12 protein-coding genes are annotated in these 13,567 nt (G+C 55.2%); 4 read left to right on the forward strand and 8 right to left on the reverse strand.

Features of this window, described 5'->3' with window-relative positions; all coding sequences use genetic code 11:
- Nucleotides 1-152: 152 nt before the first annotated feature.
- Nucleotides 153-2,072, reverse strand: a complete 1,920-nt coding sequence (gene cysN / locus IT893_RS05610; RefSeq protein WP_197147130.1) for a sulfate adenylyltransferase subunit CysN — start codon at nt 2,070-2,072, stop codon at nt 153-155.
- The gene (gene cysD, locus IT893_RS05615; protein WP_197147131.1) at nt 2,072-2,977 is read right to left on the reverse strand and encodes a sulfate adenylyltransferase subunit CysD; all 906 of its coding nucleotides are present in this window, start codon (nt 2,975-2,977) and stop codon (nt 2,072-2,074) included. The genes cysN and cysD overlap by 1 nt, the downstream gene beginning before the upstream one ends.
- A gap of 333 nt (nt 2,978-3,310) precedes the next feature.
- Between cysD and IT893_RS05620 the strand changes: the two genes are divergently transcribed.
- Nucleotides 3,311-4,111, forward strand: a complete 801-nt coding sequence (locus tag IT893_RS05620; RefSeq protein ID WP_197147132.1) for a hypothetical protein — start codon at nt 3,311-3,313, stop codon at nt 4,109-4,111.
- Nucleotides 4,112-4,268: 157 nt separating this feature from the next.
- Nucleotides 4,269-5,486, forward strand: coding sequence for a PLP-dependent aminotransferase family protein (locus tag IT893_RS05625; protein ID WP_197147133.1), 1,218 nt, complete (start codon nt 4,269-4,271; stop codon nt 5,484-5,486).
- A 108-nt stretch (nt 5,487-5,594) separates the two neighbouring features.
- On the opposite strand, the gene IT893_RS05630 is transcribed toward IT893_RS05625, so the two are convergent.
- Genes IT893_RS05630 through IT893_RS05640 form a run of 3 tightly spaced genes read right to left on the reverse strand, consistent with a single transcriptional unit; the run spans nt 5,595 to nt 8,112 of the window.
- Nucleotides 5,595-5,729 (reverse strand): DUF2474 family protein, encoded by a 135-nt coding sequence (locus tag IT893_RS05630; protein ID WP_197147134.1) that lies wholly within the window; start codon nt 5,727-5,729, stop codon nt 5,595-5,597.
- Nucleotides 5,729-6,727 (reverse strand): cytochrome d ubiquinol oxidase subunit II, encoded by a 999-nt coding sequence (gene cydB / locus IT893_RS05635; RefSeq protein WP_197147135.1) that lies wholly within the window; start codon nt 6,725-6,727, stop codon nt 5,729-5,731. Before cydB ends, IT893_RS05630 begins: the two co-directional genes overlap by 1 nt.
- Nucleotides 6,724-8,112, reverse strand: coding sequence for a cytochrome ubiquinol oxidase subunit I (locus IT893_RS05640; RefSeq protein WP_197147136.1), 1,389 nt, complete (start codon nt 8,110-8,112; stop codon nt 6,724-6,726). Before IT893_RS05640 ends, cydB begins: the two co-directional genes overlap by 4 nt.
- Nucleotides 8,113-8,460: 348 nt before the next feature.
- Between IT893_RS05640 and IT893_RS05645 the strand changes: the two genes are divergently transcribed.
- Nucleotides 8,461-9,357 (forward strand): hypothetical protein, encoded by an 897-nt coding sequence (locus IT893_RS05645; protein ID WP_197147137.1) that lies wholly within the window; start codon nt 8,461-8,463, stop codon nt 9,355-9,357.
- 3 nt (nt 9,358-9,360) lie between these two features.
- Here the strand turns inward: IT893_RS05645 and IT893_RS05650 are convergent, their stop codons facing one another.
- Complete coding sequence (locus tag IT893_RS05650; RefSeq protein ID WP_197147659.1) at nt 9,361-10,248, reverse strand: LysR substrate-binding domain-containing protein; 888 nt, start codon at nt 10,246-10,248, stop codon at nt 9,361-9,363.
- Nucleotides 10,249-10,360: 112 nt separating this feature from the next.
- Here IT893_RS05650 and IT893_RS05655 point away from each other — a divergent pair, with 112 nt between their 5' ends.
- Nucleotides 10,361-11,365, forward strand: coding sequence for a YeiH family protein (locus IT893_RS05655; RefSeq protein ID WP_197147138.1), 1,005 nt, complete (start codon nt 10,361-10,363; stop codon nt 11,363-11,365).
- A 170-nt stretch (nt 11,366-11,535) separates the two neighbouring features.
- Here IT893_RS05655 and IT893_RS05660 read toward each other — a convergent pair whose 3' ends face one another.
- Nucleotides 11,536-11,937: a DUF779 domain-containing protein gene (locus IT893_RS05660; protein WP_197147139.1), complete on the reverse strand. Its 402-nt coding sequence runs from the start codon at nt 11,935-11,937 to the stop codon at nt 11,536-11,538.
- Between the two features lie 72 nt (nt 11,938-12,009).
- A complete protein-coding gene (adh, locus tag IT893_RS05665) occupies nt 12,010-13,530 on the reverse strand; it encodes an aldehyde dehydrogenase (protein WP_197147140.1) in 1,521 nt (506 codons plus the stop codon).
- Nucleotides 13,531-13,567 lie beyond the last annotated feature (37 nt).

Genomic DNA, 13,567 nt, shown 5'->3' on the forward strand with positions numbered 1-13,567 from the left:
TCCTGTTTTGTTCTGTTTTATGTGGTCAAAGCGGAACAGGAGTCAAGGCGTATCCAATCGGGTTTTTCAGGATCGGGGATATGTGGTTGAAGCAAAAGAAAACCCGGCATTCGCAAATGCCGGGTTTTCCTAAATGCATGTCTGAATGCAGATCAGATTTCCGGGAACCAGGCCCCGAGAACACCGAATTCTTCAAGCTTGGCGACAATGGCCTCTGCTGCTTCTTCGGCGGTTTGATCGGATGTGTTGACCGTGATCTCGGCATTTTCCGGCCGCTCATAGGGGCTGTCGATCCCGGTGAAGTTGGCGATCTCGCCCGCACGGGCCTTTTTATAAAGGCCTTTCACATCGCGCTGTTCGCAGACTTCAAGCGGGGTGTCGATAAACACCTCGATGAACTCGTCTTTCTCAACAAGGCTGCGTGCCAGTTGGCGTTCGCTTTTGAACGGCGAGATGAAGGACACCAGCGTGATCACGCCCGCATCGACAAAAAGCTTGGCGGTTTCCCCCACACGGCGGATGTTTTCCACGCGATCGGCATCGGTAAAGCCAAGATCCTTGTTCAGGCCATGACGGACATTGTCGCCATCAAGGGTGTAGGTGTGCTTGCCAAGGGCGTGGAGCTTTTTCTCAACTAGGTTGGCAACGGTCGATTTGCCCGCACCCGACAGGCCGGTGAACCACAGAATGACCGATTTCTGGCCTTTCTGATAGGCACGAGCCCCCTTGTTGATGTCCATTTCCTGCCATTTGATGTTGGTCGCACGGCGCAGGGAATGGTTGACCATGCCCGCCCCAACAGTGGCGTTGGTAAAGCGGTCAATAATGATGAAGCGGCCCGAATGACGGTTTTGATCATAGGGATCAAACGCCAACGCCTTGTCGGCCGAGATATTGGCAATCCCGACTTCATTAAGCTCAAGCGTCTTGCCCGCCACGTGTTCAAGCGTGTTCACATTGACCTTGTATTTTAGGTCGCTGATCTGCGCATTGGCAACCTGTGCGCCCATCTTGATCAGATAGGGACGGCCGGGCAGAAGGTGATCTTCGTGCATCCAGATGATGCGGGCTTCGAACTGATCGGCAAAGTCGGGCTTGGCATCCGCATGCGCCAAAATGTCGCCACGCGAAATGTCGATTTCATCTTCAAGGGTCAGGGTGATCGCCTGACCGGCAATGGCAACATCCAGGTTGCCATCAAAGGTGACGATGTCCTTGACCTTGCTGGTATGACCCGATGCGGTGACGACAACCTCGTCACCCGGTTTGACGCGGCCTGATGAAATGGTGCCGGAAAAGCCCCGGAAATCAAGGTTCGGGCGGTTAACCCACTGCACTGGCAAACGGAACGGCTTTTCAATCGCATCCTGTTCGACCTGCACATCTTCAAGATGGGCCAGAAGCGTCGGGCCGGAATACCAGGGCGTATTCGCGCTCGGCTCGATCATGTTGTCGCCACGCAGGGCCGAAAGCGGGATCGCGGTGATCGAGCTATAGTTCAGCTGCTCGGCGAATTTCAGATACTCGGCAACGATCTGATCAAATTTGGCCTGATCATAATCGATCAGGTCCATCTTGTTGACGGCCAGCACCACATGCTTGATGCCCAAAAGGGATGTGATGAAGCTGTGACGGCGGGTCTGGGTCAGAATCCCCTTGCGCGCATCAATCAGGATCACGGCAACATCGGCGGTCGAGGCACCGGTTGCCATGTTACGGGTATATTGTTCGTGGCCGGGGGTATCGGCGACGATGAATTTACGCTTGTCGGTCGAGAAGAAACGATAGGCAACATCAATGGTGATGCCCTGTTCGCGTTCGGCCTGTAAACCATCAAGCAGCAGGGCGAAATCAATCTCGCCGCCCTGGGTGCCAACCTTGCGGCTATCTGATTCAAGGGCGGCCAGCTGATCTTCAAAGATCAGTTTGGAATCCCAAAGCAGACGCCCGATGAGGGTCGATTTACCGTCATCCACGCTGCCGCAGGTGATGAAACGCAGAAGGCTTTTTTCTTCCTGAGCCTTGAGGTAGCCGAGAATATCATCGGCGATCAAATCAGACTTGTGTGACATCAGAAATAGCCTTCCTGCTTCTTCTTCTCCATCGACCCGGCCTGGTCGTGGTCAATCATGCGGCCCTGACGTTCGCTTGAACGGGTCAAAAGCATTTCCTGGATAATCTCGGGCAGGGTGGCGGCCTCGGACTCAACCGCCCCGGTGAGTGGGTAGCAGCCAAGGGTCCTGAAACGCACCGATTTCATTTCCGGGGTCTCGCCCGGATTAAGCGGCATACGGTCGTCATCGACCATGATCAGCATGCCGTCGCGTTCGACCACCGGACGTTTGGCGGAATAATACAGCGGCACAATCGGGATCTGCTCAAGATAGATATATTGCCAGATATCAAGCTCGGTCCAGTTCGAGATCGGGAAAGCACGGATGCTTTCACCCTTGTTGATCCGGGCGTTATAGATATCCCACAATTCCGGGCGCTGGTTTTTCGGATCCCAGCGGTGGGTTTCGGTGCGGAAGGAAAACACGCGTTCCTTGGCACGAGCCTTTTCCTCGTCACGCCGCGCACCGCCAAAGGCGGCATCGAACTTGTATTTGTTCAGCGCCTGTTTAAGCGATTCCGTCTTCATGACATCAGTATGCAGGCTCGATCCATGGGTGAACGGGCCAATGCCGCGCTCCACACCGTCCTGATTGATGTGAACAATCAGATCAAAGCCGTATTCAGCCGCCATCCGGTCGCGAAATTCGATCATTTCGCGGAATTTCCAGGTGGTGTCGACATGCATCAATGGAAAGGGCGGCGGGGCCGGGTAAAACGCCTTGCGCGCCAGATGCAGCAGAACTGATGAATCCTTGCCGATGGAATAAAGCATCACCGGCCGCTCGAACGATGCCGCCACCTCGCGGATGATGTGGATACTCTCTGCCTCAAGCTGGCGGAGATGGGTCAGATTAGGCTGCATTCTCTTTCCTGCCGATCAATCATAACTGTGGCAATCAACACATAATTTAGTGTTTATAAAAGTATTTCACTTAGCTTTGATGGGTAATATGGAACGCCCCGCAACGCAAGTGTGATTTCTATTTTTACACAAAATTTTGTAGTCGAATGATTATCAACACCTTTAATGGTGTTTAATTCGAAAGGCGTGGCAGGGCAAGTTTATTTGCATCGCAGGGCCTCTGTTCGGGGAGGAAGACCTCAATTTTACCTTCCAAGCCAGATGCATTGACCAGATACCCCATTCATCGCCATATCAATCGCACGCAATTGCGGCGGCGATATGTGGGGGGTGATGAACGGACACGCACAGCCATTCAAGACCTGGATTATTCAGGATGGTATGGCCCTGATGTGGCAGGGGCGGGGCATTGTTGCCATTTCGGCGCTGCTGACAGTTCTGATCAGCGGGCTTGGCGCTGTCATGCCCGGACCCGCATTGTTGGGTGATGACGGAGCGCCCAGCCTGACGGGCACCATCTGGCAAGTCATCTGGTTTGCGATTTACGCCATTCCGCTGATCCCTGTTGCCTATGTCAGCCACATCGCTGTTCTGAGGGGCAAAGTCGGGTTTGCGGCCATGCTATCAAACGGTTTGGCCGGGTTGCTGTATTTTGCGCGAGCCATGATGGCTGCTGTAGTGGTGGTCGCGGTTTTGGTCACGCTCTATCAGCTTGTGTTCGTATCCGACCTTCTTTTGATGAGTACAGGCCGCGTTGATGTGTCGGCGGCGTTGCGCCTTGGTGTGGGGGCTGTGACGGCCCTTCTGGTCTTTGCCCTGCTTGTGCTGTTGGGCGCATGGGGTGCGATGATCGTTCAGGCGGGGCAGGCAGGGTTTGGCGATGTTCTGGCCGTCGGACGGCGATGCTTCTTCTATCTGTTTGTGCGACTCTTGGCGGTGGTTCTGTCCCTGCCCATTCTCTCAGCCTTGGTGTTGCCGGTCATGGGGCAGGTGGTGGCGATACTGGTTGCCGTTGGCATCCCCGCCGATCCGGCATTTCTGATCGTCAGTGCGGCATTTTCCGCGTTGATCGGCTGTTTCGCTGTTGTGCTGGTTTCCGTGGTCTTTTGTCGGGCCTGGCTGCGGGTAAAATAGCGGGCACAGCGCAAAACCGCATGGGGCTGTAACAAGCTTGGTGATAGAGTTAATTGTAATTTTATTTCAAATTTCGATGGCTCGATAAAATAAACTTGATTTAGGTCAGTGTTGCTTGCCAAATAACGGCAATGTTGCTGACCTAAAGAGTGCTGCCATGTCTGTTCAATGGAATGAAATGATCGTCCCCGATGCCCGTGCCCTGCGGGCGTCCGAAATTCGTGACCTGCTGAAAGTGGCTGAACGGCCAGAGATTATTTCATTTGCCGGTGGCGTGCCCGATCCCAAGCTTTTCCCGCTTGCGACCTTTAATCATGCTTATGGCGATTTGACCGGCGATGAGCAGGCCGGGCGTCGCAGCCTGCAATATTCCATCAGTGAAGGCCTGCCCGGGCTGCGACAATGGATTGCGGCCGATCTGGCGGCGACGGGGGCTGTGCGGGATATTGATAATATCCTGATCACCTGTGGCGCGCAGCAGGGGCTCGATATGCTCGCCCGCCTGTTGCTGGAGCCGGGGCGCGAGATCGTTCTGGAAAAGCCAAGTTATCTCGGCGCGATGCAGGCCTTTTCCATGCGTCGGCCAAGCTATGTCGGCATTGCCATGGATGATGCCGGCCCGGTGATTGCCGAACTTGATGCCGCCTTTGCCAAGGGGGCCCGGATTGCCTATCTGTCGCCGGATTTCCAGAACCCGACCGGGCGATCCTATTCGCTTGATCGCCGTTTGGCGGTGCTGGAAACCGCGCGCAAATACGGGGCGGTGATCCTTGAGGACGCGGCCTATTGCAAGCTTGCCTATGAAGGTGAAAGCCTGCCGTCGCTTTTGGCACTTGATGACACCCATGGCGATCCGGATGCCGGAACGGTTATTCAGCTTGGTACTTTTTCCAAAACCCTGGCACCGGCACTTCGTATTGGCTGGATCACGGCGCCGCGCCCAGTGATCCGTCAGCTTGTCCTGATGAAGCAGGCGGGGGATCTGCATGTATCAACCATCAATCAGGAAATTGCACTGCGTGCTGCATCGAAACTGTTCCCAAGCCATCTGGAAACCCTGCAGGATGCCTATCGCGCCAAACGCGATGTGATGCTGGGCGCGCTTGCGGACTTCATGCCTGAAGGTGTCAGTTGGTCGCGCCCGCAAGGCGGCATGTTTGTCTGGTTAACATTGCCCGAAAACATCAACAGCCGCGAACTTCTGATCGATGCGATGGAGGATGCCAAAGTCGCCTTTGTCCCCGGTCAGGCATTCTTCTGTGATCAAAGCGGGATCAACACCGCGCGCCTGAGCTTTGCCACCGAAAGCAGCGAGCGTATCCGCGACGGGATTGAACGTTTGGCTTTGCTGATCCGGCGCAAGGACAACCAGTAAGCAAAAAAAGAACCCGGCAGCGGGTGGGGAGTGCTGCCGGGTAGAGACCTGCTGTCGGGGGTATGAAGCAGGTCACGGGAGTTTGGTTCGGTTAGGTCAAGTGGATCATCACGCCTGACCCATCAGGGCACGCAGCAGTAAGGATGCTGCGCCAAGCACGACAACCCCGCCGACATAAAGGCCGACAAACCACAGCCATCTGCGGGCTTTTGGGGATTTGACAGGTGATTTGATGCTGGTCATCAGTGATACCCCTCATCCCCGGTCTTGCCGCGAAATACCCAATAGGCATAGGCGGTGTAGCCCAGAATGATCGGCAGCAGGACCACAGCCCCCACCAGCATGAAGGCAAGGCTGTTTTCCGGGGCAGCCGCATCGCGGAAGGTGATCATCGGCGGCACGATATTGGGATAAAGCGTGATCCCGAAACCGACGTAACTGAGGAAGAAAATGCCAAGCGTGATGCCAAACACCGTCTTTTCACGCTTCTTGACCGCATGCCACAGCCAATAGAGCAATCCGACCGTCACAATCGGGATCGGTGCGAGATACAGCATGTTAGGCAGTTCAAACCAGCGCTGGGCATAGGCCGGGTTAACATAGGTCGTCATCAGCGACACCACGCCAAGATTGGCCGCCATCCAGATCACAGCCGGTTTGGCGAGCTTTCGCAGGTTGCCCTGAAAATCGCCTTCCATCTTCATGATCAGCCAACCGGTGCCAAGCAGGGCATAGCCGACGACAACCGCCGTCGCGCAGAACACCGAAAACGGGCTCAGCCAATCAAACGCCCCGCCAACAAAATGTCCGTTTTCAACGGCAATGCCTTCGATAAAGCCGCCCAGCATCGCACCCTGCATCGCGGCTGCGATGATCGAACCGGCCGAAAAGGCAAAGTCCCAGTGTTTCTGGTGGTTCTTGCTTTTGAACCGGAATTCAAACGCAACCCCGCGAAACACAAGCGCCAACAGCATCGTAAAGACCGGAATGTAAAAAGCGGTCATCAGCAATGAATAGGCCTGCGGGAAGGCGGCATAAAGCCCACCCCCGCCCAGGATCAGCCAGGTTTCATTGCCATCCCACACCGGGGCGACGGTATTCATCATCCGGCCGCGATTTTTCGGCTCTTTGATGAAGGGGAACAGGATGCCGATGCCAAGGTCAAAGCCATCCAGCGTGACATAGGCAAAGACGGCAACGGCAATCAGCAGAACCCAGATCAGTTCATAATCCATGATCATTCTCCTGCCACGGGCGGATGTGCGGCGGTCGATTGGCGACCACCCGCCCGCAAGATTTCGGTTTCTTCAGGGATGTGGGCGCTACGCGGGTCCTTGACCATGGCGCGCAGGATATAGGCCGTGCCGACCCCGAACACGATGGCATAAACCACGACAAAGGCGATCAGCGATCCGGCAATGGCGGTCGGGGCGACGGGCGACCCGGCCTCGGAAGTTCGCATCAGGCCATAGACCACCCAGGGCTGTCGCCCGACTTCGGTGGTAAACCAGCCGGCCAGAATGGCGATAAAGCCACTTGGTCCCATCAGAAGGGCAAAACGATGCAGATAACCACAGCTATAAAGCTTCTTGCGCAGACGTGCGATGACGCTGGCAATGCCCAGAAGTGCCATCAAAACACCCAGCCCGACCATGATGCGAAACGTCCAGAATACAATTGCCGCATTCGGGCGATCTTCGGGGGCGAAGTCTTTGAGACCCGTAATCTTGCCATCCCATTCATGGGTCAGGATCATCGACCCTAGCTTGGGAATTTCGAGCGCGTATTTGGTTTCCTCTTCTTCCATGTCCGGTATGCCAAACAGGATCAAAGGCGCGCCTTCGCGGGTTTCAAAATGCCCTTCCATCGCGGCCACTTTGGCCGGCTGATGTTCAAGGGTATTAAGCCCGTGCAAATCGCCGGCAAAGATCTGGATCGGGCCAAGGATGGCCGCCATCCACATTGCCATGGAAAACATGATTTTCGCCGCCCGGTTTTCGCGATCACGCATCAGATGCCATGCGCCAACCGCACCAACCACAAGGGCGGTGGTCAGGTAGGCGGCCAGCACCATATGCACCAGCCGATACGGGAAGCTCGGATTGAAAATCGCATCGATCCAGCTTGACACCACCGCCCGGCCATTTTCGATCACATAACCGTCCGGTGTTTGCATCCAGCTATTGGCCGACAAAATCCAGAAGGCCGAGAAAAGCGTGCCAATCGCAACCATAGTGGTGGCGGTAAAGTGGAGCTTCGGTCCGACACGGTTCAGGCCAAACAGCATGATGCCAAGGAACCCGGCCTCAAGGAAGAAGGCGCTCAGTACCTCATAAGCCAGAAGCGGGCCGATCACACCGCCGGTAAATTCGGAAAACGGTCCCCAGTTCGTGCCGAACTGATAGGACATGACAATCCCGGATACGACGCCCATGCCAAAGGCCAGGGCAAAGATTTTCATCCAGAATTTGTAAAGCGAAAGATAGGTCTCGTCCTTGGTGCGCAGCCACAGGGCTTCGAGCACAAACAGGAAGCTTGCCAGTCCGATGGTAAAGGACGGGAAGATAATGTGGAACGAGACGGTGAAGGCAAACTGTATGCGCGCCAATAGTTCTGCATCAAGCATTGGCAGGGTCCTCTAAGGTGGCGAAGCCTCTGGACAACTCTGCATCTTCCGCGATCGGAAGTGCCCTTTGACGGATGCATGTGTCGGTTTTGCGTGGCGCATGCACAGGTTGCCCTGTCAGACCGACCATTAGAACCGACCCCAAAATGCTGCATTGCGAATGCGCAATTTACATTTGGAATATTTTTAAATTCGACTGTAGTGGTTTAATTTAGGTTAAGCTTATTTCGATGTCGTTCCAGCGTTTTGTAAATAATTTCAACGGTTTGAGTTTGTCCAAGATTTGATGCACGCTTATAAAGTGTGGATACTAGAGACGTTCTTTTGATTTGGTGGCCTGAACGTGATTTGGGGAACGCAGCAGAAGGCAGGGCAATTTTAGAAAGGTTACCGACCTTGTACTGCGATGAGAAAGTTTATGTCGTGGAGCAAACAATCAGAAATACCGAGAATACAGGGATCTGGAAGGCAAGTTTTTTGGCAGCCGCAAGCAAAAGGTGGTTGTTGCTTCTACTTGTTTTGCCTGTGCTCGCTAGCGCACCAATTAGCGTAGGGTACTCATTTGAAGGCAGCATCTTTTCTTGGTTAGGTGAGTCCTATCTCGAACTGCTCAAGTTTACTGCTATTTATTCTGGTGTCGTTTGGGTGCTGCAGCTTGGGCGTTCTTGCACGAAAACAGCGCTGTTTTTCTCTGCGGTAACGTTATTTTCTATCGATGCTTTGCTGTGGCTTATCCGTCAAGTGAATGTCGCATTCAGCGTGGGAGATATGAGTTGGCAGGGCATGCATTTGCTGTCTGTCAGCGATGGTGATGTGATCGGCGCGCTTGTCTACGCCTCAGTGTTTGCCATTCAAGAAGTTATGATGTTTGCGATATTTATACTCCTCGCGATGCTTATTCCGCCTTTGCTAAGTTATGGGCGTGTTGCGTTGCAGGGCGCTCTGAAGATTGGTTGGCTCATGCGAGGCTTTATCGCCAAAGGAGTGATCATCGGTATCTTGCCGCTTTGGTTGCTCCACGAGGGTGCAGCCGTGATTTTGCCGGGAATTTTGGTTGATACGTTAGTCTGGCTCGGTGGGGCGGGAGAAAATCTCTGTCGGCTGAAGGGCGCAGCTCTGGCCGTGACTGTTTTGTCGCAGTTCCTAACTGTGCTTATGAATGTAATGGTCGGGGTGATCCTAGCACAGGCCTTCTTGAAGGGCGGCAAGCGAGTTTCGAAAGCAATAACTGCTTCCGATATGTGACCATCATTTGCCGTTAAGGCACAGCTTCTCAAGTGCCAGCGAACTTTGGGTTTGCTGGCGTTCCTTGTGGCGCAGCACCATGAATTTGCGGGGCGGAATCGGGAAGTTTGCGCGCGCAAGGCGGCCCTGGGCGATCAGCGAACTGACGGCGAATTGTGAAACGGCGGTGGCGGCGATGCCGTTTTCAACCGCGGTAATGACGGCCTCGTTGCTGGGTAACACAAGTGCGGTGCGCAGGCGCGCGGGATCAACGCCAAGATCGCGCAGGGCGGCTTCAAATTCCGATCTGGTGCCTGAACCTGCTTCGCGCAGGATCCAGTTAGTCTGGGTGACAAGCGCCTGCGGGCTCAACGCCCGGCCATTGGCCCATGGGTGTTTGGGCGATACAACAATCACCAGGGCGTCTTCGGCGACTTCGCGTTTGGCCAATGCCGGTTCATCAATGTCGCCTTCGATAAAGCCGATATCGGCGGCCCCGCCACGCACAGCATCGGATACGGTTTTGGTGTTGCCAATCGTCAGGCGGATTTCGATGCCGGGATACTGGTCGTGAAATTTCATCAGGAACGGCGGCAACCAGTAACTGGCAATTGTCTGACTGGCATAAACATTAAGCTCCCCGCGCTGCATGCCACCCAGTTCGGCCAGCGTCAGTTCCGCCGCCCGTGCACGGGCCAGCGTTGATTTGGCTTCATCGAGAAACAGCCGCCCGGTCTGGGTCAGCTCAATCCGCCGTCCGACCCGGTTAAACAGCGCGACACCATAAAAACCTTCGAGATTTTTGATCGCGGAACTGACGGCCGATGGCGTCAGGCCAATGGCCTCCGCCGCGCGGGTCAGATGTTCGCGTTCGGCAACCGCGACAAAGATCTGAAGCTGTTCAAGCGTCATCATGGTTATGTTCAACCGTTCAATTTAATCGAATGAAATATGAATTTTTATTCGATGGAAGTAAATGGTTGGGCGTGAGATTTTCTGCCTGTGATCAAAACACAGGAAAACCATGTTTTTTAACACCCACCTCAAACCGATCCTGCCCGGGCTTGCCGTGACCATCTTGGTCGCACTTGCCGCCAAGCTGGCAGAACATGCCGAGCGTATGTTGTTCGGGCGTGGCTGGGTGGAAAGTCTGGTCTTTGCCATTCTGATCGGGGTGGTGGTGCGATCCGTGTTTGGATTGGCACCGCGCTATTTTGCCGGGGTTCGGTTTTGCGCCAAGACGGTGCTTGAAATCGCCATTGTGTTGCTGGGCGCATCAATCAGCGCGCAGGCCATCGGATCGGCCGGGGGCGGGTTGGTCGCGGCCATCATTCTGGTCGTCTGTATCAGCCTGTTTGTCAGCTACCACATTGGCCGTGCGCTTGGTCTTTCCAACCATCTTTCAATGCTGGTGGCATGCGGCAATTCAATCTGCGGCAATTCGGCGATTGCTGCGACCGCGCCGGTGATTGAGGCGCAATCAGATGATGTGGCGGCCTCGATCTCCTTTACGGCGGTTCTGGGTGTGCTGTTTGTCTTTGTCCTGCCGATGCTTCATGCCGGGCTTGGATTATCGGCAACCCAGTATGGTATTTTTTCAGGCCTTACCGTCTATGCCGTGCCACAAGTTCTGGCGGCAACCGCCCCGGCCGGCACCCTTGCGGTTCAGGTCGGCACGCTGGTCAAACTGATCCGGGTTCTGATGCTGGGGCCGGTGATCTTTGCGCTGGCCGTGATTGGCGGGCGGGCACGCGAGACGAAGCTTCCGATTGCGCAGGTCGTGCCGTGGTTCATCATTGGCTTTATCGCCATGATGGTGGCCTGTTCGTTTGATCTGATCCCCGATATTGCCCGCGCGCCGATCAAAACCACCTCGTCCTTTCTGACCATCCTTGCCATGGCCGCCCTTGGCTTGAGCGTTGATATCCGCAATGTCCTGCATGTCGGTGGGCGGGTGGTGATGGCGGCCCTGTTGTCGCTGATGTTTCTTTGTGCCCTTTCGGGGGTGGTGCTTTTGGTTCTGGCATAAAAAATGCCCGCTGCCCAAATGGGGAAGCAGCGGGCGAGGGGGAAGAAGCCGCACATGCGCCGGATAAGCTGGCAGCTTCTTATGGCGTTTCGCTGGGGGTGGACACCGTGGGAGGAGATGTCGGAAACGAAACGCCCGGGTAGATCCAGGATCGAAAAGCGTTGGCTTTGCTAATCCGTGATTGGTGCCTTTTCTTCATGCGCCTTAAGCGCGTTCCATTCATCGTCGCTAAAGATGCGTGATCGGGTCAGGAAGCGTTTGCCTTCCGGCCCTTCCAGCGAAAACATGCCGCCGCGCCCGTCGACCACATCAATGATCAATTGGGTATGACGCCAATATTCGAATTGGGCGCGCCCGATATAAAATGGACTGCGTTCAATCTCGCCCAGCAATACATCCTGATCGCCGGTTTTGAATTCCCCATCGGGAAAGCACATCGGCGCACTGCCATCGCAGCAGCCGCCCGACTGGTGAAACATCACCGGCCCGTGGATATCCTTAAGCTTCCTGATCAGTTCAATCGCGGCATCTGTCGCAACCACCCTGTCAGGCGCGTTTTCTGATCCAGTCAATGTCACCTCCTTCTTTGCGAAAGGCGACCGGACGCAAGGTTGGCCTCGCGTCCGGCTGTGAAGAGGATCGGATCAGAAGAAGCCCATCGGTTTCGGATCGTAGGAAACCAGAAGGTTCTTGGTCTGCTGATAGTGGTTCAGCATCATCTTGTGGTTTTCACGCCCGATGCCCGACTGCTTGTAACCGCCAAAGGCCGCATGCGCCGGATAGAGGTGATAGCAGTTGGTCCACACACGACCGGCCTTGATCTCGCGACCAAAGCGATAGGATCGGTTGGCATCCCGCGTCCAGACACCAGCGCCAAGGCCATACAGCGTGTCATTGGCGATATGCAGCGCCTCGGCATCGTCCTTGAACGTGGTGGCCGATACGACCGGGCCAAAGATTTCCTCCTGGAAAATCCGCATGCGGTTGTGGCCCTTGAAGATGGTCGGCTGGATATAGAAACCATCGGAAAGGTCCCCACCCAGATCGGCCTTGTCACCGCCACACAGGACTTCGGCACCTTCCTGTTTGCCGATATCCAGATAGGACATGATTTTTTCCATCTGCTCGGTCGAGGCCTGCGCACCCATCATGGTGTCGGTATCAAGCGGGTTGCCCTGTTTGATGTTGGCAATGCGCGATAGCACGCTGTCCATGAACTTGTCATAGATGCTTTCCTGAATGATCGCGCGCGACGGGCAGGTGCAAACTTCACCCTGGTTCAGGGCAAACATTGCCATGCCTTCGGCGGCCTTTTGGCGGAAATCATCGTCCGCCGCCATGATGTCTTCAAAGAAGATGTTCGGTGACTTGCCACCAAGCTCCAAGGTCACCGGAATGATGTTTTCCGATGCATATTGCATGATCAGGCGGCCGGTGGTGGTTTCACCCGTGAAGGCGACCTTGGCAACACGGTTGCTTTGTGCCAGCGGCTTGCCGGCTTCTACGCCAAAGCCCTGCACAACGTTGACCACACCCGCCGGGATCAGATCGGAAATCAGTTCCATCAGAACACAGATCGATGCCGGGGTTTGTTCAGCCGGTTTCAGAACAACACAGTTCCCCGCGGCAAGGGCCGGGGCCAGTTTCCACACCGCCATCAGGATAGGGAAGTTCCATGGGATGATCTGACCGACCACGCCAAGCGGTTCGTGGAAGTGATAGGCGACGGTATTGTCGTCAATCTCGCCAAGCGAGCCTTCCTGCGCACGAATGGCGCCTGCGAAATAGCGGAAATGGTCAATCGCAAGCGGAATGTCGGCTGCCAGGGTTTCACGCACGGCCTTGCCATTGTCCCAGGTTTCGGCGACGGCCAGCATTTCAAGATTGGCTTCCATGCGATCAGCAATCTTGTTGAGCATGTTGGCCCGTTCCGTGACCGAGGTCTTGCCCCAGGCCGGGAAGGCGGCATGCGCGGCATCAAGGGCCTTTTCGATGTCTGCAGAGCTCGATCGTGCAACTTCGCAGAACGGCTTGCCATTTACCGGCGAGACATTTTCAAAATACTGACCCTTGGCAGGGGCCACCCATTCACCGCCAATGAAGTTTTCATAGCGGGTTTTGAAGCTGACCTTGCTGCCAGAGTCATTTGGATTCTTGTAGATCATTTGGGTTCCTCCGAGATAACGGGCGATTTGCCGCCCG

Source organism: Thalassospira sp. A40-3 (assembly GCF_015871485.1).
GTDB classification, from domain to species: Bacteria; Pseudomonadota; Alphaproteobacteria; order Rhodospirillales; family Thalassospiraceae; genus Thalassospira; species Thalassospira tepidiphila.

Coding starts and splice junctions, on each gene's coding strand:
- cysN (WP_197147130.1), bottom strand. CDS start 2,072: ATGTCACACAAGTCTGATTTGATCGCCGATGATATTCTCGGCTACCTC.
- cysD (WP_197147131.1), bottom strand. CDS start 2,977: ATGCAGCCTAATCTGACCCATCTCCGCCAGCTTGAGGCAGAGAGTATC.
- IT893_RS05620 (WP_197147132.1), top strand. CDS start 3,311: ATGAACGGACACGCACAGCCATTCAAGACCTGGATTATTCAGGATGGT.
- IT893_RS05625 (WP_197147133.1), top strand. CDS start 4,269: ATGTCTGTTCAATGGAATGAAATGATCGTCCCCGATGCCCGTGCCCTG.
- IT893_RS05630 (WP_197147134.1), bottom strand. CDS start 5,729: ATGACCAGCATCAAATCACCTGTCAAATCCCCAAAAGCCCGCAGATGG.
- cydB (WP_197147135.1), bottom strand. CDS start 6,727: ATGATCATGGATTATGAACTGATCTGGGTTCTGCTGATTGCCGTTGCC.
- IT893_RS05640 (WP_197147136.1), bottom strand. CDS start 8,112: ATGCTTGATGCAGAACTATTGGCGCGCATACAGTTTGCCTTCACCGTC.
- IT893_RS05650 (WP_197147659.1), bottom strand. CDS start 10,248: ATGACGCTTGAACAGCTTCAGATCTTTGTCGCGGTTGCCGAACGCGAA.
- IT893_RS05655 (WP_197147138.1), top strand. CDS start 10,361: ATGTTTTTTAACACCCACCTCAAACCGATCCTGCCCGGGCTTGCCGTG.
- adh (WP_197147140.1), bottom strand. CDS start 13,530: ATGATCTACAAGAATCCAAATGACTCTGGCAGCAAGGTCAGCTTCAAA.